Here is a 25,277-nt window from a genome sequence, read left to right on the forward strand (position 1 = left end):
TGCGCTGTCGCGCAATGCCCGCCGCCCGCCCGTCCCGGTGACCAACGGGACGGGCGGGCGGCGGTCCGGGCGGGGGATCAGACCCTGGCGGTCACGTACTCCTTGCCGGCCGCGTTCTCGACGACGACCTCGGAGATGTCGTCCGCGGCCACCGCGGCCGAACCGTCGAGGCTCACACCGTGCTCCTCGCCGGCCTTGGGGACGACCCAACTGCCCGCGACCTCCCGGTGGCCGTCCTTGCCGACCACCACCAGCCGGCAGCGCTCCCCCGCCGGGATCCCGCTGACCGACGCGTTGAGCCGGACCCAGGCACTGGCCGGGGTGACCCGAACGGTCATCCGGGCCTTGGTGGCCGGGTCGGTGGCCGACGCGACCTTGGCGCCGGGCTGCGCGCTGGCCCCCGGAGGCCCGGCGACGTCGGCCGTACCGGCGTTCTGCCCGATCACGACACCGCCGAGGATCAGGACCGCCGCCGCGGCGGCCGCCGCGGCTCCGGCCGCGGTCCACCGGCGCCGCTGCACCCCCGTGCGCTCTGAGCGCACCTCCCGCAGCGTGCGCTGCAGCAGCAGGGCGCCGTCCTCCGGCGGGCCGTCCAGGAAGATCTCCGGCGGGACCTCACCGAGTGCGCGCTCCATCTCGCGGAGCTCGTCGACTTCGGCCCGGCAGCGGCCGCAGGTGGCGATGTGCTCCTCTACGGCACGCACCTCCTCGGCGTCGAGTGCGCCGAGGACGTAGGCGGTGAGCGTCCCGCCGTCGTGCTGCTCTTCCGTGCTCATGCCGCCACCTCCCGCAGCGCGACCGGCTTCTTGGTGTAGAACTCCCGCAGCGCCTTGAGGGCGTAGTGGGACCGGGACTTGACCGTTCCCGGCGGTATCCCGAGGGTCTCCGCCGCCTCGGCGACGCTCTGCCCCCGGAAGTAGATCTGGTACAGCACGTCCCGGTGGTCCGGCGAGAGGCGCTCAAGGGCCTCCATCACGACCATGGAGTCGACCACGGCGTCGGCGTGGTCGCGCTCGACGGGCGGCGTGGCCGGGGACTCGGCCACCTCCTGCGGCCGGGCGGCCTTGGCCCGGTACCGGTCCGTGATGATGTTGCGGGCCACCGTCAGCAGCCAGCCCCGCACCGAACCCTTCCCGTTGACCAGCGCGTCCGGGTGCCGCCACGCGCGGATCAGGGTCTCCTGGACGACGTCCTCGGCCGCGGCGCGATCGCCGGTGAGCCGGGTCGCATACGCGAGCAGGGCTTTGCCGTGTTCCTCGTAGAGCGCCCGTATGAGCGCCTCGTCACTCGTGCCCTTGCTCTGACGAGTGCGCGACCACAATGCCGCCATCCACTCACTCCGTCCTCTCCCGATCCGTGTCGCAGATCCCTCAGCGCGGACACGAGACGGGGAGGGCGGGGGGTTCAGGTGACCCTGGCCACATGTGGGGCTGCGCCCCTTGTACCGGGTTTTTTCCCCGCCCTCCCGCCCTCCCCCAACCTTCGGCCGGGGGTGCCCCCATCCCGGCAAGGTCTGGGCGCCCCGACGCGCGTGCGGGGTGGGCCGGGTTCGGGGCCTCCGGGGCTGCCATTCCGGACAGCACATTTAGGTGCCTCAGGTGCTTGCCATTGATCGCTCCCGGTCGTGCACCCAAATATGCTCCACAGTCCAGAACGCCACCCCTACGACCCCGCCCCTCCGTGAGCTCTCGCGCCTGATCCCCGGTGGGTGGGTGGAGAGGGCACCGTGCTCAGGCGGACGTTGGTGCGCGCCTGATTCCCGGTGGGGGGTGTGCTCAGGGGCCGTTGCTGTGGGCCCCTGATGGCCTGACGGAGTGGCAGGAGGTCATAACAGCTCATAACGTACTTTTCCGGGTGGCTGCGGAGGCCGCCAGGAAGGCAGGTGCGGCAGTCATGACACTTCGTCGGTCCCTCGCGGCCGCGGCCGCCACGGCCGCGGCCGTCGTGGGGCTGTGCAACGTCCCCGGGGTCGAGGCCGCGGACGCACCGCTCCTGGTGCGGCCCGGGGAGTCCATCCAGGCGGCGGTCGACCGCGCCCACCCGGGCGACGTCATCGAGATCGCGCCCGGGACCTACCCGGGCAGCGTCAACATCACCAAGCCCCGGCTGACCCTGCTGGGCGCCGGACGCGAGACCGTGATCACCCCGAGCGACAAGGGGACGGAGAACGCCTGCGCCGCGGCCGGTCACGGGATCTGCGTCACCGGTACGGAGCAGAGCCCGCTGACCTATGTGCGGTTGCGGTCGCTGACGGTCTCCGGGTTCCGGAAGAACGGGGTCGACGCCACCTGGACCGACCGCATGGACGTGACCCGGGTCGTCGCGCGCGCCAACGGGCAGCAGGGCATCAGCCAGCAGCGGTCGGTGCGTGCCGTGTTCCGCGACAACGTCGCGGAGAACAACGGCGAGTCGGGGATCTTCCTGGCCAACGCGGTGGACGCCGAGGGCGGGGCCCTGGACACCAAGCACACCCTGATCGCCGACAACGAGCTGTCCGGCAACCGGATCGGCCTCGTGCTGCGCCGGGTGCGGACCGTGGACGTCGAGTACAACGACATCACCGCCAACTGCGGCGGCGTCTTCGTCGTCGGCGACGAGGGCGTGCCGCGGGCCGGGTCGCTCACCGTCTCCCGCAACCTGGTGGCGGCCAACAACAAGTACTGCCCGGCCACCGCCCGGCTGCCCTTCATCCAGGGCGCCGGCATCGTGCTGACCGGCGCCGAGCAGACCCAGGTGCTCCACAACAGGGTCGTGGAGAACATCGGGACCTCGCCGATGTCCGGCGGCATCGTGCTCTTCCGCAGCGTGGTGGGCGCCCCCAACACCGGCAACTCCGTACGCGACAACACCGCCATGGGCAACAGCCCCGCCGACCTGGCCGCCGAGGACCAGGGCAAGGACAACGTGTTCAGCGGCAGCACCTGCCGCGTCTCCCAGCCGAAGGGCCTGTGCTGACGATGAGTCTGACCGAGACCACCCCCACCGCCTCCCCCGCACAGGGCGCGATGCGCCTGCGCGAGCTCGTCTTCGGCGCGGCCTGCGCCGCCGCCGTCCGGGCCGCGGCCCGGCTCGGTGTCGCCGACGCGCTCGGCGACCAGCCGGCGACCAGCGAGGAGCTCGCGGCCGTCGTGGGCGCGGAGCCGCGCCCGCTGCGCCGGCTGATGCGCGCGCTGTCCTCCTACGGAGTGTTCGAGGAGCGGTCCGACGGCCGCTTCGCGCACACCGACATGTCGCGGATGCTGCGCAAGGACACCCCCAACAGCCTGCACTACATCGCCCTGTGGTGCACCGAGCCGTGGACGTGGGAGGCATGGCCGCGGCTCGACGAGGCCGTGCGGCACGGCCGCAACATCTTCCCCGACATCTACGGCAAGGAGTTCTTCGACTACCTGCACGACGACGCGCAGGACAGCGCCAAGGTCTTCGACCGGGCGATGACGCACTCCAGCCGCCAGTCCGCGCAGGACATCGCCGATCTGCTGGACCTGACGGGGATCTCCTCGGTCGCCGACATCGGCGGCGGCCAGGGCCACGTGCTGGCCGCGCTGCTGGAGAAGCACCCCGAGGTGCAGGGCTCCCTGCTCGACCTGCCCAAGGTCGTCGCGGGCGCCGACCCGCGGCTGCGCCAGGGCGGCGAACTCGCCTCCCGTGCGCGGCTGCTGCCGGGCGACTGCCGGGTGGAGATCCCGGTGACCGCCGACATGTACATCATCAAAAACATCCTGGAGTGGGACGACGAGAGCACCCGCCGCACGCTGCGCAACGTCGTGGCCGCGGGCCACCCCGGTGCCCGGGTGGTCGTCATCGAGAACCTGGTGGACGACACGACGTCCATGCGGTTCACCACCGCGATGGACCTGATGCTGCTGATGAACGTCGGCGGGCAGAAGCACACCCGCGACAGCCTGACCGGGCTGATGACCGAGGCGGGCCTCGCCGTCGGCGAGGTCACCCCGGTCAACCCGTTCCTGCACGCCATCCACAGCACCATCGGCCGGGGGTGAACCCGGCTCAGCCGGTCATCTCCCCGACCAGCGACGTGGTGTGACGGCCCGCCCGGAACTCCGGGCGGGCCAGCACCGCGCGCAGGAAGCCCGCCGTGGTGCACACGCCCTCGCCGCGGACGCGCAGTTCCTCCAGGACGCGGTCCATGCGGGCCAGCGCCCGTTCCCGGTCCGGTGCCCAGACGACGGCCTTGGCCAGCAGCGAGTCGTAGTCCGGGCCGATCCGCCAGCCCGGGTAGGCGTGCGTGTCCACCCGGACGAAGGGGCCGCCGGGCGGCACGAACTCGGTGAGCAGCCCGGGGGTGGGGGCGAAGCCGCGCGCCGGGTCCTCGGCGTTGACACGGCACTCCACGGCCACCCCGCGCGGCACGATGTCTTCCTGACGGAGCGTCAACGGGTGTCCCGCGGCGATCAGCAGCTGCTCGCGCACCAGGTCGACGCCGGTGACCATCTCGGTGACCGGGTGCTCCACCTGGAGGCGGCAGTTGACCTCCAGCAGGTAGAAGTCGCGCTCCGGGGTCAGGACGAACTCGAAGGTGCCGACGCCCTCGTAGCCCACCGCCATCGCGCCGCGCACGGCGGCGTCGCACATGGCGCCGCGCAGCCGGGCCGGCAGGTCGGGGGCGGGGGTCTCCTCGACGAGTTTCTGGTGGTGGCGCTGCACGGAGCAGTCGCGTTCGCCCAGGTGCACCACCGCGCCGTGCCGGTCGCACACGACCTGCACCTCGACGTGGCGGGCGCCGTCGATGTACCGCTCCAGGTAGAGCCGGTCGTCGCCGAAGACGGCGCGGGCGTGCGCCCTGGTCTCGCGGAAGGCGTCCAGCAGAAGGTCCGGTTCGGCGACGACGGCCATGCCGCGCCCGCCGCCGCCCGCGACGGCCTTGAGGATCACCGGGTAACCGGCCTGCTGCGCGGCCTCCTTCGCCTCGGCCGGACCGTCCAGCGGCCCGGGGCTGCCGGGCAGCACGGGCAGGCCCGCCTCGGCCATCAGGGCGCGGCAGGCGGCCTTGTCGCCGAGCCGCGCGAGCACCTGCGGCGAGGGGCCGATGAAGGTCAGCCCGTTGGCCTCGCAGACCTCCGCGAAGTCCGGGTCCTCGGACAGGAAGCCGTAGCCGGGGTGGACGGCCTGGGCGCCGGTGCGGCGCGCGGCCTCGATGACCGCGGGGATGTCGAGGTAGCTGGACCGCGCGGGGGGCGGCCCGATGTGCACGGCCTCGTCGGCGAAGCGGACGACGGCCGAGTCCCGGTCCGCGGTGGAGTACACCGCGACGGTCCGCAGGCCGAGTTCGCGGCAGGCGCGGGCGACCCGCAGCGCGACCTCGCCGCGGTTGGCCACCAGTACGGTGGAGAACATGGCGTTCACCTGATTTCTCCCAGGAGGCCCCGGCCTTCAGGCCGGGGAGGAATGGGGCCTCGGGCCGCAGCCGCGAAGCGGCGGAGTAGTTTGCGCATCTGTTCTGACCTGCACTCTCTTTCGTTGTCAGTGGATGCTGTTAGCTTCCAGGGCATGACGGCGACAGCGACGGTCGAGGAGGGGGCCGGGTATGCCCGGTACGCCTTCCGGCTGCGGGTGTCGTCCACCGCGCGCGCCGGTCTGGAGGCGGAGTGGGCGCGGTGCCGGTGGGTGTGGAACGAGTGCGTGGCCGTGTCCCGCAAGATCCACGCCCTGAACCGGACCACCGGGCAGAAGACCACCTGCGGCCCCGCACAACTGGACAAAATGCTGACCCAGGCCCGGCGGTCGATGGCGTGGCTGCGGGACGGCAGCTCGGTGCCGCAGCAGCAGACCATCCGGGACTTCGGCAAGGCCCGCGCCAAGGCGTTGAAGGACATCACGGCGCGGCTGCCGATGCGACAGCGGGCCGGGATGCCCCGCATCAAACGCAAACGCGAGGCCGCCCCGACGCTGAACTACACCCGGCGCGGGTTTCGGCTCAAGGACGGGCGCCTGCACCTGGCCGGGGACATTGCCCTGACGGTGGTCTGGTCCCGCGCCCTGCCCGCCGACCCCACGTCGGTACGCGTCCACCGGGACAGCCTCGGCCACTGGTACGCCAGTTTCGTCGTGACCACTGCCCTTGAGCCGCTGCCTCCGACGGGAGCGGTGATCGGTATCGACTGGGGCGTCCGCGAAACCGCCACGACGACCAGCGACCTCCACGACCTGCCCCACGCCCAGCACGGCAAGAGTGCCGCGGCGAAGCTCGCCCGCTACCAGAAGATGATGGCCCGCCGCCGCACCCCGAAGAACACGCCGGACACCGCCGGCTACCGCAGGGCTCGCCGGGCCGCGGCGAAGGTGTCGAAGAAGATCGCCCGGCAGCGGCAGGACACGGGCCGCAAGTGGGCCAAGCAGGTCGTCCGTGACCACGACGTCATCGCGGTCGAGGACTTCCAGCCGAAGTTCCTGGCGAAGTCCAGCATGGCCCGTAAGGCGGCGGACGCCGCGATCGGGGCCACGAAGGCGGCTCTGGTCGAGATGGGCCGCAAGCACGGGCGGGACGTCCGCCTGGTGCATCCCGCGCACACCACCATGGACTGCGCGCAGTGCGGAGCGAGAACCAAGCACGCACTTCCTCTTTCGGAACGTACCTACACCTGCACCCCGTGCGGAGCCGTCTCGTCCAGGGACAAGAACTCCGCCCGCGTGATGCTGGTCCGGGCTGGTCTCAACCCGGCTGGTGCCGATCGTGTAAGCGCTGACGGACCGCTGGTCCCCAGCCCACGTGAGCCAGGAATCCCCGCCCTTCAGTTTTAGGGCGGGGAGGATGTCAATCCCCTCCGGGGTCCGCGGCCGGCTCCACGGCGATGAGCGGCTGGTCGAACTCCACGGGCTGCGCGTCCCCGACGACGATCTCGACGACCCGGCCGGCAACGTCCGACTCGACGGTGCTGAGCATCTTCATGACCTCCAGGACGCCCACCGGCTGACCGGGGGCGACGAGGTCGCCGACCCGGACGTAGGGCGCGCCGCCGGGTTCCTGGGCGCGGTAGAAGGTGCCCACGGTGGGGGCGCAGATGTGGTGCGGGACCCCGGCCACCGGCTCGCCGGGCTCCTCGGGCCGCGCCGCGGACTCCCGCGGGGGCTCCTCCGCGGTGATCCGCGGCGCCGGGCCGGCCTCCTCGGGCCGCTCGTGGTCCCGGGGTTCCGGCCACTCGATCTCGACCGAGGTCTGACCGTGCCGCAGCCGGATGCGCCGTGGCGGGGTGGGGACCGACGTGGCCAGTTCGGTCGCGCTGCGGCACACGGCGTCGAGCACCGGGTGCGCCGGCTGCGCGGTGGGGGCCGATCCGTTGAGGTTCCGGCCCACGCCGGCGGCGTGGGCGGGCAACTTGTTGTCGCCGTGGAGCGTCATGGTGCTGCCTCCTCCTCCAGTCGTCCGGAACGGTGCAATCCGGGGGACCCTGAGAGCCGGTGGAACTGGTGGTAGCGATCGCGGCGTTCGGCCAGCAGCCGCTCGGGCTCCAGCGCGCGCAGTTCGTCCAGGGCGGCCGAGAGCGCGCCGCCGACGTGTGCGGCGGCGGCCGCGTGGTCCGCGTGGGCGCCCTCCGGCGGCTCGGGGACGACACCGTCCACGATGCCCAGCCGCAGCAGGTCGCGGGCGTGCAGCCGCAGCGCGGCCGCGGCCAGGGGCGCGGCCCCCGGGTCCTTCCACAGGATCGCGGCGCAGCCCTCCGGGCTGATGACGGAGTAGATGCCGTTGGCGCTGACCAGCACGCGGTCGGCGACGCCCAGCGCGAGGGCGCCGCCGCTGCCGCCCTCGCCGGTGACGACCGCGACCACGGGCACCGGCAGCCGGGACATCAGCCGCAGGTTCTCGGCGATGGCGAGTGCCTGGCCGCCGCTCTCGGCCTCCGGCCCGGGGTCGGCGCCCGGGGTGTCGATCAGGGTGATCACCGGCATGCCGAGCTTGGCGGCGGTGCGCATCAGGCGGGCGGCCTTGCGGTGGCCGGCCGGGCTCGCCATGCCGAAGTGCCGCCGGCGGCGGCCGGCGGGTGTGGGGCCGCCCTTGTGGTGGCCGATCAGCATGACCGGGTGTCCGTCGAGCAGGCCGGGTCCGCCGATGACGGCCGGGCAGTCGGCACCGAGCCGGTCGCCGTGCAGTTCGTGGAAGTCCTCCAGCAGGTGCGCCGCGTAGTCGGCGGCGGTCGGCCGGCGGGGGTGCCGGGCCAGCCGCACGGCCTGCCAGGCGTCGCGTTCGGGCAGGGCGTCCACGTCGCGGACGACGGTCACCGGCGCGCGGGGCGCGGCCGCCCGGTGCGGCGCTCCGGGGCGCATCCCGAGCAGCCGGGTGAGCGCGCCGCGCAGGGCGGCACGCGGCACGACGTCGTCGACGAGACCGTGCGCGAGCAGGAACTCGGCGGTCTGGAAGCCCTCGGGCAACTGCCGCCCGGTGGTCTGCTGCACGACCCGGGGCCCGGCGAAGCCGAGGCGGGCGCCGGGTTCGGCGAGGACGACGTCGGCGAGGGTGGCGTACGAGGCGGCGACACCGCCGTAGGTGGGGTCGGTGACGACGGAGAGCACCAGGACGCCGGCCTCGTCGAGTTCGGCGAGGGCCTGCGCGGTCGCCGCCATCTCCATCAGGGACAGCGCGCCCTCCTGCATCCGGGCCCCGCCGGAGGCGGTGACCAGCAGCAGGGGGACGCGATGGCGCAGTCCGGTCCGGGCGGCGGCGGTGATCCGCGCGCCGACACCGAGGCCCAGACTGCCGCCCAGGAAGCGGAAGTCCATGACGGCCGCGATCACCGGCCGGCCGCCGATCGTGCCGCGCACGCACAGCACGGCCTCGTCCAGGCCGGTGGTCTCGCGGGCGTCCCGCAGCCGCTGCGCGTAGGGCCGGGTGTCGGTGAACTCCAGGGGGTCGTGCGCAGGCGGCCGCTCGCCACCCTCGGGGACGAGCGGCGCCTGCGAGCCCGGGTCCAGCAGCTGCTCCAGCCGCTGACGGGCGGTGAGCCGGCCGTGCGCGCCGCAGTGCGGGCAGACGCGCAGCATGCGGGCGTAGCGCTTGGTGTAGACGAGCGCCTCGCAGCGTTCGCAGCGCACCCACTCCGGCTCGATGGCGGCCATGTCAGCCGCTCCGCTCCCAGCGGTAGAACTCCCGGGCCATGGCGTCCTTGGGCTCGCGCCAGGTCTCGGGGTTGTACGGCAGCACGTAGGACGACAGCCGCTCGCTGATGTCGCGGAAGGCGGGGTGGTCCTTGTACCGGGCGACCTCCGGGCCGGGCGGCCGGTCGGCCTCGACCAGGTGGAGGTAGACGTCGCCGAACTGGAAGAGGCTGCGCCCGGTGACCCCGATCAGACCGGGGAGTTCGCCCTGGTCCGAGTCGGCGAACACCCCGGCGACCTGGTCCTCCACGCCCGGCTTGATCCGGGCCACGATGAGCGAGCGGTAGGTGCTCATGCGCGCCCCTCGCCGTCCCGGTGCCGCTTGACGATGCGCTCGCGGATCAGCTCCAGCTGGACCTTGGAGTTCTCGTTGATGCGGTTGGTCATCGCCTCGTCGTCCAGCGGCGCGCCGGGCTTCATGGAGAAGTCCTGGACCCAGCGCATCCGGACGCCCTCGGGGGTGTCCTGGTACGACCAGTGGATGTCCATGTACTGGAACGGTCCGGTCTCGACCCGGTGCGCGCGCACCGTGCGCGAGGCGCGGTCCGCGGTGCGCTCGGAGACCCAGCTCCAGACCTGCCCGTTCTCGTCGGGGTGCATCGTCAGGCGGAAGACGACCCGGTCGCCGTCGCGCTCGACGATCTCCGCGGAGGCGTACTCGCTGAAGAGCTGCGGCCAGTCCTCCACGTCGTTGGTGATGTCCCAGACGAGGTCGAGCGGGGCGGGGATGGTGATCTCGTTCTCGGTGTGGCCGGGCATGAATCAGACTCCTGCCTTGAGTGAGTGGTTGACGACGTCCATGAAGGCGCCGGGGGTCTTGCACGAATCGGCGTCGCCGGCGATCGACACGCCCCGGTCGTTCTCCAGGGCGCCGACGATTCCCAGCAGGCCGAGCGAGTCCAGGCCGTACTCGGCGAAGGGCGTGTCGGGGTGACCGGCCAGCATGGTCGGTTCCACGGTGATGCCCGCGCTGGACTTCATCAGAGCGGCGAGTTCGCCGTACGTGAGTTCCTTGGACATGGAGCACTCTCCTTGGATGGACGGGACGGGCCTCAAGCCCGGACCACGAGGGCCGAGTTGGAGCCCATGAGGCCGCGGCTGAGGACCAGCGCGGTGCGCAGGTCCGCCGGGCGGGGCCGGCCGGTGACCAGATCGAGGTCGTGGCAGATGTCGGTCACGTTGGGGGTCGGGGGGACCACCCCGTGCCGCAGGGCGAGCACGGCGGCGGCCACGTCGAGCACCGGGGCGCCGCAGTAGGCGCGGCCGGTACCGGTCTTGGGGGCGGTGACGGGGACGCGGGCGGCCCAGGGCCCGAGGGCGTCGCCGAGCGCCAGCGCCTCGGCCCGGTCGGCCTCGACGGTGCCGAGCGCGTCGGCGAAGACGACGTCGATCTCCTCGGGCGCGCACCGCGCCTCGGTGAGGGCTTCCTGGATCGCCCTGGCCAGGCCCTCGCGGGACCTCTCCCACTGGGAGGCCCCGGTGAAGGTGGCGCCGTGCCCGGCGATGACGGCCCGGACCTCGGCGCCGCGGCGGGCGGCGTGCTCGGCGTCCTCGACGACGAGCATGGCCCCGCCCTCGGCGGGGGCGAAGCCGCGGGCGCGGTCGGTGAAGGGCAGGTAGGCCCGGTCGGGCTCGGACTCGAGGCTGAGTTCCTCGTAGCCGAGCTGGCACACGCCGGAGTACGGCGCCAGCGGTGCCTCGGCGGCGCCGACGACGACGGCCCGGGTGCCGGTGCCGCGGGTGATGTTGCGGCAGGCGTGCGCGATGGCGTCCAGGCCGCCGGCCTCGTCGCTGGCGACGACGCCGCAGGGGCCCTTGAAGCCGCCGCGGATGGAGATCTGGCCGGTGCTCGCCGCGTAGAACCACGCGATGGACTGGTAGGGGCCGACGAAGCTCGGCCCCTTCCCCCACAGGTGCTGGAGTTCGCGCTGGCCGAACTCGCCGCCGCCGGAGCAGGCCGCGGTCACCACACCGATGTCGAACGGGGCGCCCTCGTCCGGGCGCAGGCCGGAGTCGGCCACCGCCTGGTCGGCCGCGGCCATCGCGAAGTGGGTGAACCGGTCGGTCTGGACGGTGTAGCGCTCCTCGACGACCGCGGAGACGTCGAAGCCGCGCACTTCCCCGGCGACGCGCAGCGGAAGGTCCTGGCAGCCCTCGCGGCTGACCGAGTCGAGAACGGCGACGCCCTCCTGGGTGGCCTTCCAGAAGGCGTCGGCACCGATGCCGTTCGGCGCGACCACGCCGATGCCGGTGACCACCGCTTGCGTGCTCATCGCTGGCTCCCCTCCGGTCGGTTGAGGACCACCGCGGACTGGAAGCCACCGAAACCGCTGCCGACGGACAGCACGGTGCGCAGCTTGAGTTCGCGGGCGGTGCGCGGGACGTAGTCCAGGTCGCACTCGGGGTCCGGGGTCTCGTAGTTGGCCGTCGGCGGGACCACGCCGTGGGCGAGGGCGAGGGTGCAGGCGGCGAGTTCGATCGCGCCAATGGCACCGAGGGAGTGGCCGACCATGGACTTGATGGAGCTCATGGGCGTGGAGTAGGCGTGCTCGCCCAGCGAGCGCTTGACCGCGGCGGTCTCGTGGCGGTCGTTCTGCTTGGTGCCGGAGCCGTGGGCGTTGACGTAGTCCACGTCCCGGCGGTCGAGCCGCGCGTGGTCCAGGGCGCGGTCGATGGCCTCGGACATCTCCAGGCCCTCGGTGGTGAGACCGGTCATGTGGTAGGCGTTGCCGTAGGTGGCGTAGCCGCCGATCTCGCAGTAGATACGGGCCCCGCGGGCCCGGGCGTGCTCCAGGTCCTCCAGGATGAGGACGGCGCCGCCCTCGCCCATGACGAAGCCGTCGCGTCGGGCGTCGAAGGGCCGCGAGGCGTGGGCCGGGTCGTCGTTGTTGGGCGACGTGGCCTTGATGGCGTCGAAGCAGGCCACCGTGATCGGGGATATCGGGGAGTCCGAGGCGCCGGCGATGACGATGTCGGCGCGTCCCTCCTCGATGGTGTGGAAGGCGTAGCCGACCGCGTCCAGGCCCGAGGTGCAGCCGGTGGAGACGGTCTGCACGGGCCCGCGGGCGCCGTGCCGCTCGGCTATCTCGGAGGCGAGCGCGCTGGGTGCGAACGCCCGGTGGAGGTGGGCGCCGGCCTTGGCGGGGTCGACGTCCCAGCGGGCGCCGGAGGCGCTGACGCGTATGTAGTCGTGTTCGAGCCGGGTGGTGCCGCCGACGGCGGTGCCGAGCGACACCCCGACGCGCCACGGGTCCTCGTCGTCCAGGTCCAGTCCGGCGTCGCGCAGTGCCTCGGCGGCCGCGACGAGCGCGAACTGCACGTACCGGTCGGCGCGTTCGGTGTCCTTGGGGCTCAGTCCGCAGGCCGCGGGGTCGAAGTCGACCTCGGCGGCTATGCGGGACCGGAAACCCGTCGCGTCGAAGAGCGTGATCCCGCGGGTCGCCGTACGGCCGGCGGTCAGCAGCTCCCAGAACGCGGGGACCCCGACACCGCCGGGGGCGACGACACCTGCCCCGGTGACCGCCACCCGGCGGGTCATGACGCCGGGCCCTGGTGGGTATCGCGGCCCTGGTCGGCCGCAGCGGTCCAGGCGGGCTCGGTGCCCTCCGTGACCTCGGTGTCCACGTGCCCGAGTTCGGGGCGCGGGGCGAGCGGGCCGAGGTGGAAGACGAGCCGGGCCTCGGTGCTGCCGACGTTGCGGAACCGGTGCCGGACGTACGGGGGGATCATCAGGCCCTGCTCGGGCCGGAGCGGGCACGGCTCCCCGTCCAGGTCGACCTCCAGTGAGCCGCACTCCACGTACACGAACTCCTCCGAGTACGGGTGGTAGTGCTCACCGATCCGCTCGCCGGGCTGCACGAGCGCCACGCCCATGAAACCGCTGGTGGCGCCGACCGCGGTCGGGGTGAGCATCGCCCGCAGGTCGCCGCCGCGACGGCGGTTGGGCGCGGTGTCGCCGAGATTCACGATCGTCGGGGTGAACGGAACGTCCCGGTTGCTCCGGTCGTTCGTCAGCAGGTCATCCATGCTTCTCTCCTCCGGCCGGGCCGGCCCCGGGGCGTACCCGGGGCCGGCCGGTACCTGCCGGTTGCGGTGGCGGGTGTGGGGGGTGGTTCAGGACGCGGGCGCGTTCGCGGGGGCTCGCCGGTCGGTGAGCATCCGCATGTCGCACTCGTTGAGGAACCGCTTGAGACCCAGGTCGCTCGAGACGTCCAGGTCGGGCCCGACGTCCAGCAGCCGGGCGAGCACGCTCGCCTTGTGCCGGCCGGCGGCCCCGACCGCGATCAGGGGTGCCTCCTCGACCGGCATGCGCAGGTCGATCAGGCGGACGACGATGTCCTCGCGCAGGTACACGGTGCTCCGCGCGAGCGGGCCCTTCTGGTCCTCGACCGCCTGCTCGTCCTGCGCGGCCAGCATCTTGGCGACGGAGGGCCCGCAGCCGTCCTTGGCGGGGTAGAACAGGGCGTGCCGGCGCAGGGTCTCCGGCCGGTCGGCGCCCTTGGCTACGTGGTGCACGGCCGGCAGTGCCGCGCGGGCGAAGAACTCCCGTGCGGAACTGGGGTCGCTGAGGTCGCGGTGTGCCTCGAGGTAGGGGTTGATGGCCTCCTCGACCTCCTGCACCTCCGGCTGCCGCGCCACGTGGCGCAGCGCCCGGATCAGGTCGCCCTCCACCTCCACCGCACGCACGACACGGTTGCCGTGCATGAACAGCGAGGTGCGGTGCAGCCGCGTGGTCTCGTCGACCTGCGCCTGCGGTGAGGTGTAGCCGGCGAGGATGTCGGCGACGACCGACTCGCTGCCGGGCTTCACGGTGAAGGTGATGGCGTGTCGGTTCAGCCCGTCGCCGACCCTCGGCACCGACTGCAGGAGACCCGGCTCGTACGAGGTACGGGTCTCCCGCAGCACGCCGAAGCGCAGCGAGCGGGTGTCCTTCACGCAGCCGTGCATCGGCTGCACCATCTCCAGATGGGTCGGGCTGTCCACCCATGCGAGGAAGTGCAGCGCACTGTCCCACTCACTGGTGATCAGCCATTGCGAGGGATTCTCGATCGACTGGCAAAGCTGGTCGCTGACGTGCCCGGGCACGGCGGCGACATGGCGGCACATTTGGTCATACGCGTCAAGAAACCGCTGCTCGGCACCGTCCTCGACATCCAGCATGAGGACGACGCGCAGGCGGGTGCCATCGAGCGCGGACTGCGAGACCTTTTCGGCCAGGGGTGTCATATTCCACCTCTTTCGAGAGCGAGCAACCCCGAGGTCCGTCGTCCATTGATCGTGCTGTGGTGGCCCAACCGGTGCGAGATATGTGATCCGATTGGGTGACGGGCGTAAATACGCTCCGTTATCGGGCATCAAGGGAGCTATGACTCCACAGGCCGAAGACCGGGTCCCGGTCCTCATCGTTGGAGGCTCCCTCGTAGGGCTCTCCACTTCCGTCTTCCTGGGCCGGCTCGGCATCCGGCACCTTCTCGTCGAGAAGCACCCGGGAACGTCCATCCACCCCCGCGGCCGCGGCAACAACCTGCGGACCATGGAGGTGTTCCGCACCGCGGGCGCCGAGCAGAAGATCCGGCAGGCGGCCTCGGTCCTCGCCGACAACCACGGCATCCTCCAGGCCGAGTCGCTGACCTCGGCCAACGCCGAGTGGCTGTTCCGCGAGATCGACCCGGGCGGCCGGCTCGCCGGGATCAGCCCCAGCGGCTGGTGCCTGTGCAGCCAGAACGACCTGGAGCCGGTGCTGCTGACGTACGCCCGCGAGCTGGGCGGCGACCTCGCCTTCAGCACCGAGATGCTCTCGTTCGAGCAGGACGGCAGCGGCGTCACCGCGGAGCTGCTGGACCGGGAGACCGGCGCGCGCCGCACGGTGCGGGCGGACTACCTGGTCGCCGCCGACGGCCCGCGCAGCCCGATCCGCGAGCGGCTGGGCATCGGCCACAGCGGCCGGGGCGACCTGTTCGCCAACATCAGCGCCACGTTCCGGGCCAAGCGCCTGGCCGACGCCGTCGGCGACCGGTACTTCATCGCCTGCTACCTGACCAACCCCGAGGCCGACGGGGTGCTGCTGCCCGTCGACAACCAGGAGAACTGGGTCTTCCACGCCCCCTGGCACCCCGAACACGGCGAGAAGATCGAGGACTTCACCGACCAGCGGCTCATCGCCCACATCCGCACCGCGGTGGGCGTGCCCGACCTGGAGATCGAGATCACCGGGCGCGCGCCCTGGCGGGCCGCCGAGCGCGTCGCGGACTCCTACGGCCGCGGCCGGGTGCTGCTCGCCGGCGACTCCGCCCACGAGATGTCCCCGACCGGCGCCTTCGGCTCCAACACCGGTATCCAGGACGCCCACAACCTGGCGTGGAAGCTCGCGGCGGTCGTCGACGGCTGGGCCGGTCCCGGGCTGCTGGAGACCTACGAGGCCGAGCGCCGCCCGGTCGCGGTGGCGACCAGCGAGCGGGCCTCGGCCCGTTCCGCCGAGCACGCCCACCCCGGGTACGCCCCGCCGGCCGGCGGCGGACCGCAGAAGGGCGTCCTCGTGGTCGCCCTCGGCTACCGCTACCCCGAGGGCGCGTTCCTCGGCGGCGAGGCGGGCCGCCCGGTGGTCCCGGAGGACTTCCGTCCGGTCGCCGAGCCCGGCGGGCGCGCCCCGCACCTGTGGGCGACGACCCGGGACGGCGAGCGGCGCTCGACACTGGACCTGTACGAGCGCTCCATGGTGCTGCTCTGCGGCGACGGCACCGAGGGCAGGGCGTGGCACGAGGCCGCCCGCACGGCCGGCGCGCGCCTCGGCGTGCCGCTGGACGCGTACCGCCTCGGCGGCTCCGCCGACGCCGACCTGACCCCCGAGGGCGACACGGACTGGGCCGCCCTGCACGGCATGTCGGCGCGGGGCGCGATCATGGTCCGCCCGGACGGCTTCGTCGCGTGGCGCTCCGAGGACGCCGTGGACGACCCCGGGGCCACCCTGGCCGGGGTGCTCACGACGGTGCTGCGGCGCGGCTGACCGCCCGTCGGACAAGGGCCCCGCGGGGGGCCGGGACCCTGTGTCCCGGCCCCCCGCGGGGCCCGCGTTCTTCCTCCGTCACGGCGCCGTGGGCCGGCCGCCCTCGCCGGGCTCCGGCACCCCGGTCCAGGCGGGGGCGGGCCAGCCGCGCCAGGGGGCGTAGAAGGGGTTGGCCACGCACTGCGCGGTGATCTCGGTCCGGGTCGCGGGGTCCACCGGGCAGCCCTTGACGACGAACTGCCGGGCGATGCCGCCGGGGAAGGCGACGGCCGTCTGCGGCGCGCGGACGGTGCGGGTGCCGACGGTGGCGTTGACGTCGATGCCGCCGGGGGCGTCGATCCAGTAGTGGTAGGCCGCGCCCTGCCGGCGGTAGGCCTCGGGGTCGTACGTCGCGGCGACGTAGGGCGCGGGCTGGTCGCGCTGGACGTAGGACCGCAGGTCGTACTGGCCGTGCGTGTCGGCCGGGCGCAGGCCCTCCTTGAAGACGACCGCGGGCGGCCGGTCGTCCGAGCGGTACAGGGCGAGGCAGTTGGCGCGCCAGGCGGGCTCGCCGGGCCGCATCCTGGCGAGGTCCACGCCGGGGTCCGCCGCCGCGTAGAGCCGGTCGGGGACGAGGGGGCACCACTCGGCGGTGTCGGCGAGCCCGGGGGCGACGGCATCGGCGGTGGCGCACAGCGGGAGGGCGAGGACGCCCAGCGGAAGCGCGGCGGCGCTCAGCCGGCGCAGCATACGCAATGTGATCATATGCTCACGATCACCCCGGTCCGCCCCGGGGACGGGGATGCTCACCCGATCGTCGGCGTGTCCGCGCGATCCGCGCCCCCGCCGCGACGGCGGCCGGTGCAACCGACCCCGTGCCGCCCGTAAAAAGAGGCCCCCTGCGCGCCGTTGTTCGGCGAGGCGGGGGCCTCTCATTCGTCATGGAACCAGGGGGTGTGATCCAAGACGTCCTGGAACGACCGAGCCGGGTCAATGGGGTCGTTACGCACAACTATACGACCTTCCCCACCCCGAACCTCACGATGTGGGCGTGAGGTGGGCCACTGACCTTGCAAACGCAGGCGCGAAGTTCACTTTGTGTTCAACGTTCCATGACGCGCATTTCGAACCAAGTGGTCTTTCCGCGCGGGAGCAGATCCACGCCCCAGCGGTCGGCGAGCTTGTCCACCAGGAACAGGCCGCGGCCGCTGATATCCATCTCCCGCACCGGCATCAGGCAGGGCAGCGCCCGGGACGGGTCGCGCACCTCCACCCGGATCCAGCCGCGGCGGCGCAGCATGCGCAGACCGAAGGTACGGGCCCCGGTGTGCCGCACGGCGTTGCCGACGAGCTCCGAGACGAGTAACTCGACGACGTCGTCGAACTGCGGCAGGCCCCACAGCCGCAGCACCGAGAGCGCCAGCCGGCGGGCGGTTGCCGCGGACTCCGGGCGCGAGGTGAGCCGCACCTCGTCCACGGACGGGTTCCCCACCAGATCGAGGGATGTCGCCGCCAGTTCGTCGGCCGCCGCGGGCGGCCGCCCCGCAGCCGGGATCGTCACCCGCTGCGGCTGTTCCGATGCTCCCTGCTGCCCCGCCATGCCCTCATGATGACCGCCCCGGGCGGCGGTTCGGGGCGGATCGGGGGAATTGACAGGGCGGAATGGGATGTTCCGTGTAGCCGTTTTGACATATGTCAAGGGCAAAAATGGATCTCGCGCAACACCTTTCACCTGCGGGAACCGCGCCCCGACGGCCGCCCGTCCACCCGTCCGGCCCAGGTCGCCTTAAGGTCTGCTTAAGGTTGCCTTAAGGCGACCGGGCCGGTTCCGACGGTCACTCAACCGGGTGGGCCCTAGCGGAACTTCGCCTTGCCGGGACCCTCCTCGACGAAGCTGCGCATGCCCGTCGTCCGGTCCTCGGTGGCGAACAGGCCCGCGAAAAGGTTGCGTTCGATCGTCAGGCCGGTCTCCAGATCGGTCTCCAGACCGGCGTCCACCGCCTCCTTCGCGGCGCGCAGCGCCAGCGCCGGGCCGCGCGCGAGGCGCTCCGCCCAGGCGCGCGCCTCGGCGTACACCTGGTCGGCGGGGACGACCTTGTCCACCAGACCGATCGTCAGCGCCTCGTCCGCCGCCACCATGCGGCCGGTGAAGATGAGGTCCTTGGCCTTGGACGGCCCGACCAGCCGGGACAGCCGCTGGGTGCCGCCGGCGCCCGGGATCAGGCCGAGCAGGATCTCCGGCTGGCCGAGCTTGGCGTTCTCCCCGGCGATCCGGATGTCGGCGCACAGGGCGAGTTCGCAGCCGCCGCCGAGCGCGTACCCCGTCACGGCGGCGACCACCGGCTTGGGGATCCGGGCGACCGCCGTGAAGGAGTCCTGCAGCGCGCGGGCCCGCACGGCCATGGCCTCGTAGTCCATGGCCTGCATTTCCTTGATGTCCGCGCCCGCCGCGAACACCTTCTCGCCGCCCCAGACCACCACGGCGCGGACGTCGTCGCGCCGGGCCGCCTCCTCGGCGACCTCGCGGAGCCGGTCCTGCGTCGCGACGTCCAGCGCGTTCATCGGGGGGCGGTCCAGGCGAATGGTGCCGACACCCTCGTCGACCTCGAGATTGACTGTCATGGCCGACGAGGGTATCCGTGAACGCCCGTTTACGCTGCGACGTGCCTCACGGGCACGGCGCCCGGCGTCAGGACGCGGCGGTCCACTCGCTCCACGGCATGTTCCAGCCGTTGAGCCCGTTCCACCACTGCACCGTCTTGTCCTTGGAGTTCTTCACCTCGACCACGTCACCGATGATCGAGTTGTTGTAGAACCAGCCGGACGGGCTGCTGCTGCTGCCGCCGCGCACGTCCTGCAGACCGACGCAGCCGTGGCTGACGTTGGCGTTGCCGAAGGTGGACGGGCTGGCCCAGTAGTTGCCGTGGACGAACGTGCCCGAGGTGGTCAGGCGCTGCGCGTGCGGCACGTCCTTGATGTCGTACTCGCCGCCGTAGCCCACCGTGTCCCCGTTCATGCGGGTGACCGGGTAGCGCTCGGTGATGACCATCTTGCCGTTGTAGGTGGTCGTGCCGGGGCCGCCGGAGGTGATCGGGACGGTCCTCAGCAGCTTGCCGTCGCGGTAGACCTTCATGGTGTGCTTCGCGGCGTCCACGATGCTGACCTGGCTGCGGCCCACCGTGTAGTGGACGTCCTTGGCCTGGGTGCCGTAGACACCGTCCGCGCCCTCGACGCCGTTCAGCCGCAGGGAGAGCGTGATCTTGGTGCCCTTCGCCCAGTACTTCTCCGGGCGGAAGTCGATGCGCTGGTTGCCGTACCAGTGGCCGGCAACGGGGACGGACGGGCTCGCGGTGACCTGGATGGCCTTCTCGACGGCCTTCTTGTCCTTGATGGCGCGGTTGAAGTTGAGGGAGACCTCCATGCCCGTGCCGATCGTCTGACCGTCCTCGGGGGTGAAGAAGCCGATGAAGGTGTCCTTCGGGGTGACCGTGGTGAAGCTCGCGTGCTTGGCGGACTCGCGGCCCGCGCTGTCCTTGGCTATCGCGTCCACCGTGTACTTGGTCGAGGCGCCCAGTGTCTGCGAGGGCTCCCAGCCCGTGCCGTCGGCGGATATCTCCCCGTCGACCGGCTCCCCCTTGGCCGTCTTCACCACGACCGAGGTCAACTTGCCCTTGCCGGCGGTGACCTTCAGCGTGCCCGTGGTGGCCACGTCGTCCGCGCCGTCCTCCGGCGCGATCGTCACGACCGCCTGCGACTCGGTGGTGTCACCGGTGCCGCCGCCCGCCGACGCCGACGCCCCCGGCTTGGCGGCCTTGTCGCCGCCGTCCTTGCTGTCTCCGCTCGCGCTGCCCCCGCAGGCGGTCACGAGCAGCAGCATCGCCCCCACCGCCAGAGCCACGGTGCTGCGCTTGGCGCCCGGCGCTCCCTGTATCGCCTTCAACTCTCTTCTCCCCATGCCCGGCCGTGCCCGTGTGAGTCCCCCTCACTCTTGTGCCAGCCAACCACAGGAAAGCGGTCCGGCAGGTCCCGGTAATGTCACCGTTCCGTCCCGATCACCGGGCCCTGCCAGGGCGGGTGTTCAGCCGCCGGCGAGCCACTGCTGCCAGGACAGGTTCCAGCCGCCCAGACCGTTGTCCGGGGCGACGGTCCGGTCGTGGGAGTTGACCACCGTGACCGTGTCCCCGACCAGGGTGTGGTCGAAGAACCAGCCCGCCGGGGTGGCGTCCCCGCCGCCCTTCACGTCGTACAGGCCGACGCAGCCGTGGCTGGTGTTCGCGGAGCCGAAGGTGCCGGGCGGCGCCCAGTAACTGCCGTGCACGAAGGTGCCGGAGCGGGTCAGGCGCAGGGCGTGCGGGACGTCGGGGATGTCGTACTCGCCGCCGAAGCCCACGGTGTCGCCGTTCATCCGGGTCAGCCGCAGCTTCTCGGAGACGACCATGGCGCCGTTGTACGTCGGGTTGTCGGGCGCGCCGGCCGAGACGGGCAGGACGCGGAAGACCTGGCCGGCCCGGCGCACCGTCATGGTGTGGGTGGCCGCGTCGACGACGCTGGTCTGGTCGCGGCCGACGGTGAAGCGCACATCCTTGTGCTGCACCCCGTACACCTCGTGCGCCGCCTCCACGTCGCGCAGCCGCAGCGCGAGGGTGACCTCGGTGCCCGGCTGCCAGCGGTAGCGGGGCCGGAAGTCCAGGCGCTGGTCGCCGAACCAGTGCGGCTCGACGTCGACGGCCGGCACGGAGGTCACGGAGATCGCGCGCTCGACGGCCGCGCGGTCGGCCACGGGGCGGTTGAAGTCCAGGGACACGATCATCCCGGTGCCCACCGTCTGGCCGTCCTCGGGCGTGAAGTAGCCGACCAGGGTGTTCCGGGGCACGAGGGTGGTGAACACCGCGTGCTTGGCGGCGCGCCGGCCGTCGCCGTCCACCGCGACCGCGTCCACGGTGTACTTCGCCGACAGCGCCAGGCGGTCGCGCGGCTGCCAGCGGGTGCGGTCGGCGCTCAGCGCGCCGTCGATCGCCGTCCCCTCGCCGTCGGCGACCCGCACGGAGGTGAGCCGGCCGCGTTCCGCCTCCACGGTGAACGGATCGTCGGGGCGCACCTCGCGGGCCCCGTCACCGGGCGTGATCCGGATCTGGGCCCGGGACACCTTCGGCGCGTGGTCCGCGGTGCCGCCCTCCGCGGGTGCGAACCCCAGACCGCATGCCGTCAGCACCGAACCCAGCCATATGGCGGCGGTCAATCCCACCCCCGCGCGCAGAGCGCGCCGCACCGCAGTCGTCACGCAGGGTCAACGAGCGGGCGGGCGCGGGGAAACGCGCCGGCGCCGCCGATCGATCAGGCGTGTGACGTCGTACGGGGAACGGGAAAGTAAAGCGGGAGGGCGCAGCGCGCGCACGGGAGGGACACCGTGCCGCGACGGTCCTGGCCGGCGCGGCCAGGACCGGCCGTCCCCCGAGCCGCAGGAGGCGAGCACGTGTCAGAGACGCGCCAGGACGATACGGCCGAGCGGGCCGGCATGCTGCGCCCGGTCGGCCCCCCGATCGCTCCCCTGTCCGTGCCCCTCCCGCGCCCGCACTCCGATCCGGCTGCCGCCGAGCCGGAGCCGGCGACGGAGGTCTGGCCGGGCAGCCCGCAGCCGCTGGGGGCCCGCTTCCACCTCGGCCCGGACGGACGGCAGGGCACCAATTTCGCGCTGTGGGCGGGCGGCGCCGAGTCCGTCGAGCTGTGCCTGTTCGACGACGACGGCGCCGAGACCAGGGTCCCGCTGACCGAGCTGACCCATGAGATCTGGCACGGCTTCGTCCCCGGCGTCCTGCCGGGCCGGCGCTACGGCTACCGCGTGGGCGGCCGCTGGGACCCGTGGACCGGCGCCCGCTGGAACCCGGCCAAGCTGCTGCTCGACCCGTACGCGCGCGCCGTGGACGGCGACTTCACGCTGCCCCCGGAGGTGTACGGGCACGTCCGCGACTGGCCCGAGCGCGCGGTCGCCGACACCGTGCGCGACAACCGCGACTCGGCCCCGCACGTCCCCAAGGGCGTCGTGGTGGACGACGACGACTCCTGGGAGGACGACCGGCGGCCGAAGACGCCCTGGGCCGACTCCGTCATCTACGAGCTGCACGTGCGCGGCTTCACCATGCGCCACCCCGGCATCCCGCCCGAGCTGCGCGGCACCTACGCGGGGCTGGCGCACCCCGCGGCGGTGGAGTACCTGGCGGGCCTCGGCGTGACGGCGGTCGAACTGCTGCCGGTGCACCAGTTCGCGCACGAGGACCACCTGTTGCGCCGGGGCCTGCGCAACTACTGGGGCTACAACTCCGTCGGCTACTTCGCCCCGCACGCCGGCTACGCCGCCACCGGCAGCCGCGGGCAGCAGGTCGGCGAGTTCAAGGCGATGGTGCGCGCGCTGCACGACGCGGGCATCGAGGTGATCCTCGACGTCGTCTACAACCACACCGCCGAGGGCAGCGAGCTGGGCCCGACCCTGTCGCTGCGGGGCATCGACAACCGCGGCTACTACCGGCTCCAGGGCGACGCCCGGCGCTACGCCGACTACACCGGCTGCGGCAACACCCTGCACGTCGTGCAGCCGCAGGTGCTGCGGCTGATCACGGACTCGCTGCGCTACTGGGTCACCGAGATGGGCGTCGACGGCTTCCGCTTCGACCTGGCGGCGGCGCTGGCCCGCTCCATGCACGACGTCGACATGCTCTCGCCCTTCCTCGCCGTCATCGCCCAGGACCCGGTGCTGCGCCGGGTCAAACTGATCGCCGAGCCGTGGGACGTCGGCTCCGGCGGCTACCAGGTGGGCGCCTTCCCGCCGTTGTGGACGGAGTGGAACGACCGCTACCGCGACACGGTGCGCGACTTCTGGCGCGGCACCCACCACGACGTCCGCGACCTCGGCTACCGGTTGTCGGGCTCCAGCGACCTGTACGCCTGGGGCGGCCGCCGCCCGTACGCCTCGGTCAACTTCATCACCGCGCACGACGGCTTCACCCTGCGCGACCTGGTGAGCTACGAGAGCAAGCACAACGAGGCCAACGGCGAGGACAACCGCGACGGCACCAACGACAACCGCTCCTGGAACTGCGGACACGAGGGCGAGACCGACGACCCGCAGGTAACGGCGCTGCGCCGGCGGCAGCTGCGCAACATGCTCGCCACCTTGCTGCTGTCCACGGGCGTGCCGATGCTCACCGCCGGCGACGAGGCGGGGCGCACCCAGGGCGGCAACAACAACGCCTACTGCCAGGACAACGAGATCGGCTGGATGGACTGGTCGCTGCTGGATGACCCGGCCTGGGCCGCACTGCACGACCTGACCACCCGTCTGGTGCGGCTGCGCAGGCGTCACCCGGTGCTGCGCCGCAGGGCCTTCTTCTCCGGCCGCCCGCAGTCCGACAACGGGCTGCGGGACCTGGCCTGGTTCACCCCGCGGGGACGGGAGATGACCGAGGGGGACTGGCACCAGGCGACCTCGACGCTCGGGATGTACCTGTCCGGGGCGGACATCCCGCACCGCGACCAGCGGGGGCAGCCGGTGCGGGACGACAGCTTCCTGGCCGTGCTGCACGCCTCGCACCGCCCGGTGCGCTTCACCCTGCCGGGCGCGCCGTGGGCGGCGGCGTACGAACTGCTGCTGGACACCTCGCGCGAGGACCAGGCGGAGGCGCCCGGCACCGCGTACCAGGCCGGTGACGTCCTGACGGTGCCGGGGCGGACGGTGCTGCTGCTGCGGGTCGTCTGAGCAGGTCCGGCACGCAGCGGGGGACGGCGCGGAAACGAAGCCCGGCCGTCCCCGGGAAGGGGGTGGACTCGGCCAATTGGTCCAGTCCACACTGGTCGTCCGTGACCGCTGCCCCACCGCCCCCGCCGCCCCCGCCGCCCCCGCCGCCCTCCCCGCCGCGAACCGGCGCCCGCACGCGCGCCGTCGCCCCCGACGGCGGCGGCCTGTGGTCCCGGCCGTTCCGGCTCTACTTCACCGCGCGGAGCATCGCGATGCTCGGCGACTCGATGCTCCCGGTCGCGCTCTCGGCCGGGCTGCTCCAACACGGCTACGGCGCCGGCGACATCGGCTTCGCCATGGCCTCGTTCACCGCCTGCTTCGCGGGCCTGGTGATCCTCGGCGGTGTGATCGCCGACCGCTTCAGCGCCCGCACGCTCATGATCGGCGCGGACCTGGTGCGGGTGGGGACCCAGTCGCTGGCCTCGGCGCTGTTCTTCACCGGGCATGTGGTGCTCTGGCAGGTGTGCGTCATCGGCGCGGTCAACGGCACGGCGGCGGCCATGTTCCAGCCAGGCGTGGCCAGCACCGTGCCCCAGGTGGCCCGGGACGTGCAAGGCGCCAACGGCGTGATCCGCACCGCGGAGTCCCTGATGGCGCTCGCCGGTCCGGCGGTCGCCGGTCTGCTGGTGGCGTTCGCCTCGGCCGGGGCGGTCTTCGCGGCGCACGCGGGCACGTACGCCGTGAGCGCCGTCTGCCTGATCCTGCTCCGGCTCCCCCGGCGGATGGCGCACGAGACGGAGGACAAACGGGCACGCAGTACCTTCCGGGCCGATCTCGCCGAGGGGTGGCGGGAGTTCCGGGCCCGCACCTGGATGTGGTCGGTGATCGTCGTCTGGATGGTCTTCATGATCATGGTCATGGGTCCGGTCACCCCGCTGGCCGCCGCCCAGATCCTGCCCGCGCACGGTCCCGAGGCCTACGGCCTGGTCAGCTCGGCGCTGGGAGCGGGCACCGCGGTCGGCGGCCTGCTCGCGATCAGGGTGCGGCCGGCGCGGCCCCTGCGCGGCGGCTCGATCGCCCTGTTCGGCTCCGCGCTGTACCCCGCGTCGGTCGGACTGGCGCTGCCGGTGCCGCTGATCGCCGCGGCGGTCTTCGCGGCGGGCATGTCGTGGGCCTTCTGGGGTGTGATGTGGGCCACCAGCGTGCAGACCCAGGTGCCCGGCGAGATCCTCAACCGGATCCACGCGTACGAGGTCGCGGGGTCGGTCGCCATGCTGCCCGTCGGCCAGGCCCTGGCGGGCCCCGCGGCCGGATTCTTCGGGGCCCGTCCGGTGCTGCTGGCCGGTGGCGTGGTGACGGTGGGGGTCTGCGTGGCGCTGCTGTCGGTGCCCGCCGTGCGGGACCTCGGCCGAAAATCCGGATGAGCGTTGTCAGTGGTGGCACGTAGTCTCTGAA

At 72.7% G+C, this 25,277-nt stretch carries 23 protein-coding genes; 6 read left to right on the plus strand and 17 right to left on the minus strand.

Features of this window, described 5'->3' with window-relative positions; all coding sequences use genetic code 11:
- Window positions 1-77: 77 nt before the first annotated feature.
- Together ACIP9H_RS14410 and ACIP9H_RS14415 are read right to left on the minus strand one after the other, a co-directional pair.
- Entirely contained in the window at window positions 78-776 is a 699-nt protein-coding gene (locus ACIP9H_RS14410) for a zf-HC2 domain-containing protein (protein ID WP_360909714.1), read from the minus strand.
- A complete protein-coding gene (locus ACIP9H_RS14415; protein WP_401580193.1) occupies window positions 773-1,330 on the minus strand; it encodes a sigma-70 family RNA polymerase sigma factor in 558 nt (185 codons plus the stop codon). The genes ACIP9H_RS14410 and ACIP9H_RS14415 overlap by 4 nt, the downstream gene beginning before the upstream one ends.
- A 563-nt stretch (window positions 1,331-1,893) precedes the next feature.
- On the opposite strand from ACIP9H_RS14415, the gene ACIP9H_RS14420 reads away from it, so the two are divergent.
- Both ACIP9H_RS14420 and ACIP9H_RS14425 read left to right on the plus strand, forming a co-directional pair.
- Window positions 1,894-2,955, plus strand: a complete 1,062-nt coding sequence (locus ACIP9H_RS14420; protein WP_401580195.1) for a nitrous oxide reductase family maturation protein NosD — start codon at window positions 1,894-1,896, stop codon at window positions 2,953-2,955.
- A gap of 2 nt (window positions 2,956-2,957) precedes the next feature.
- A complete protein-coding gene (locus ACIP9H_RS14425; protein WP_401580197.1) occupies window positions 2,958-4,004 on the plus strand; it encodes a methyltransferase in 1,047 nt (348 codons plus the stop codon).
- A gap of 7 nt (window positions 4,005-4,011) precedes the next feature.
- On the opposite strand, the gene ACIP9H_RS14430 is transcribed toward ACIP9H_RS14425, so the two are convergent.
- Window positions 4,012-5,358, minus strand: a complete 1,347-nt coding sequence (locus tag ACIP9H_RS14430; RefSeq protein WP_401959241.1) for an acetyl/propionyl/methylcrotonyl-CoA carboxylase subunit alpha — start codon at window positions 5,356-5,358, stop codon at window positions 4,012-4,014.
- Window positions 5,359-5,511: 153 nt separating this feature from the next.
- On the opposite strand from ACIP9H_RS14430, the gene ACIP9H_RS14435 reads away from it, so the two are divergent.
- Window positions 5,512-6,762 carry an RNA-guided endonuclease InsQ/TnpB family protein gene (locus ACIP9H_RS14435; protein ID WP_401580201.1) on the plus strand — a complete coding sequence of 417 codons (1,251 nt, stop codon included), beginning with the start codon at window positions 5,512-5,514 and terminating at the stop codon, window positions 6,760-6,762.
- Between the two features lie 13 nt (window positions 6,763-6,775).
- On the opposite strand, the gene ACIP9H_RS14440 is transcribed toward ACIP9H_RS14435, so the two are convergent.
- The 9 genes from ACIP9H_RS14440 to ACIP9H_RS14480 form a co-directional block, all read right to left on the minus strand.
- The gene (locus ACIP9H_RS14440; protein WP_401959243.1) at window positions 6,776-7,360 is read right to left on the minus strand and encodes an acetyl-CoA carboxylase biotin carboxyl carrier protein; all 585 of its coding nucleotides are present in this window, start codon (window positions 7,358-7,360) and stop codon (window positions 6,776-6,778) included.
- The gene (gene accA, locus ACIP9H_RS14445) at window positions 7,357-9,072 is read right to left on the minus strand and encodes a carboxyltransferase subunit alpha (protein WP_401959245.1); all 1,716 of its coding nucleotides are present in this window, start codon (window positions 9,070-9,072) and stop codon (window positions 7,357-7,359) included. Before accA ends, ACIP9H_RS14440 begins: the two co-directional genes overlap by 4 nt.
- 1 nt (window position 9,073) lies before the next feature.
- Window positions 9,074-9,406 carry a TcmI family type II polyketide cyclase gene (locus ACIP9H_RS14450; protein ID WP_360909728.1) on the minus strand — a complete coding sequence of 111 codons (333 nt, stop codon included), beginning with the start codon at window positions 9,404-9,406 and terminating at the stop codon, window positions 9,074-9,076.
- Window positions 9,403-9,870: an SRPBCC family protein gene (locus tag ACIP9H_RS14455; protein WP_360909730.1), complete on the minus strand. Its 468-nt coding sequence runs from the start codon at window positions 9,868-9,870 to the stop codon at window positions 9,403-9,405. Before ACIP9H_RS14455 ends, ACIP9H_RS14450 begins: the two co-directional genes overlap by 4 nt.
- Before the next feature lie 3 nt (window positions 9,871-9,873).
- Entirely contained in the window at window positions 9,874-10,131 is a 258-nt protein-coding gene (locus ACIP9H_RS14460; protein ID WP_360909732.1) for an acyl carrier protein, read from the minus strand.
- Between the two features lie 32 nt (window positions 10,132-10,163).
- Entirely contained in the window at window positions 10,164-11,384 is a 1,221-nt protein-coding gene (locus ACIP9H_RS14465) for a ketosynthase chain-length factor (protein ID WP_401580208.1), read from the minus strand.
- Entirely contained in the window at window positions 11,381-12,649 is a 1,269-nt protein-coding gene (locus ACIP9H_RS14470) for a beta-ketoacyl-[acyl-carrier-protein] synthase family protein (RefSeq protein ID WP_401580209.1), read from the minus strand. The genes ACIP9H_RS14465 and ACIP9H_RS14470 overlap by 4 nt, the downstream gene beginning before the upstream one ends.
- A complete protein-coding gene (locus ACIP9H_RS14475) occupies window positions 12,646-13,137 on the minus strand; it encodes a cupin domain-containing protein (protein ID WP_360909738.1) in 492 nt (163 codons plus the stop codon). Before ACIP9H_RS14475 ends, ACIP9H_RS14470 begins: the two co-directional genes overlap by 4 nt.
- An 87-nt stretch (window positions 13,138-13,224) precedes the next feature.
- Complete coding sequence (locus ACIP9H_RS14480; protein WP_360909740.1) at window positions 13,225-14,337, minus strand: SchA/CurD-like domain-containing protein; 1,113 nt, start codon at window positions 14,335-14,337, stop codon at window positions 13,225-13,227.
- A 139-nt stretch (window positions 14,338-14,476) separates the two neighbouring features.
- Here ACIP9H_RS14480 and ACIP9H_RS14485 point away from each other — a divergent pair, with 139 nt between their 5' ends.
- Window positions 14,477-16,114 (plus strand): FAD-dependent oxidoreductase, encoded by a 1,638-nt coding sequence (locus tag ACIP9H_RS14485; RefSeq protein ID WP_401580212.1) that lies wholly within the window; start codon window positions 14,477-14,479, stop codon window positions 16,112-16,114.
- 78 nt (window positions 16,115-16,192) lie between these two features.
- Here ACIP9H_RS14485 and ACIP9H_RS14490 read toward each other — a convergent pair whose 3' ends face one another.
- From ACIP9H_RS14490 to ACIP9H_RS14510, 5 genes are all read right to left on the minus strand, one after another.
- Window positions 16,193-16,858, minus strand: a complete 666-nt coding sequence (locus ACIP9H_RS14490) for a hypothetical protein (RefSeq protein ID WP_401580214.1) — start codon at window positions 16,856-16,858, stop codon at window positions 16,193-16,195.
- 337 nt (window positions 16,859-17,195) lie between these two features.
- Entirely contained in the window at window positions 17,196-17,693 is a 498-nt protein-coding gene (locus ACIP9H_RS14495) for an ATP-binding protein (RefSeq protein WP_401580216.1), read from the minus strand.
- Window positions 17,694-17,947: 254 nt separating this feature from the next.
- Entirely contained in the window at window positions 17,948-18,715 is a 768-nt protein-coding gene (locus ACIP9H_RS14500; protein ID WP_401959249.1) for an enoyl-CoA hydratase/isomerase family protein, read from the minus strand.
- 67 nt (window positions 18,716-18,782) lie between these two features.
- On the minus strand, window positions 18,783-19,970 hold the full coding sequence (locus ACIP9H_RS14505) for an Ig-like domain-containing protein (protein ID WP_401581092.1): 1,188 nt from the start codon (window positions 19,968-19,970) through the stop codon (window positions 18,783-18,785).
- Between the two features lie 201 nt (window positions 19,971-20,171).
- Window positions 20,172-21,338 (minus strand): Ig-like domain-containing protein, encoded by a 1,167-nt coding sequence (locus ACIP9H_RS14510; RefSeq protein WP_401580219.1) that lies wholly within the window; start codon window positions 21,336-21,338, stop codon window positions 20,172-20,174.
- A 228-nt stretch (window positions 21,339-21,566) separates the two neighbouring features.
- On the opposite strand from ACIP9H_RS14510, the gene glgX reads away from it, so the two are divergent.
- Both glgX and ACIP9H_RS14520 read left to right on the plus strand, forming a co-directional pair.
- Entirely contained in the window at window positions 21,567-23,843 is a 2,277-nt protein-coding gene (gene glgX, locus ACIP9H_RS14515; RefSeq protein WP_401580220.1) for a glycogen debranching protein GlgX, read from the plus strand.
- A gap of 203 nt (window positions 23,844-24,046) precedes the next feature.
- Entirely contained in the window at window positions 24,047-25,246 is a 1,200-nt protein-coding gene (locus ACIP9H_RS14520) for an MFS transporter (protein WP_401581095.1), read from the plus strand.
- The last annotated feature ends 31 nt before the right edge of the window (window positions 25,247-25,277 follow it).

The sequence above is a fragment of the Streptomyces sp. NPDC088732 genome, assembly GCF_044751205.1.
Classification (GTDB): domain Bacteria; phylum Actinomycetota; class Actinomycetes; order Streptomycetales; family Streptomycetaceae; genus Actinacidiphila.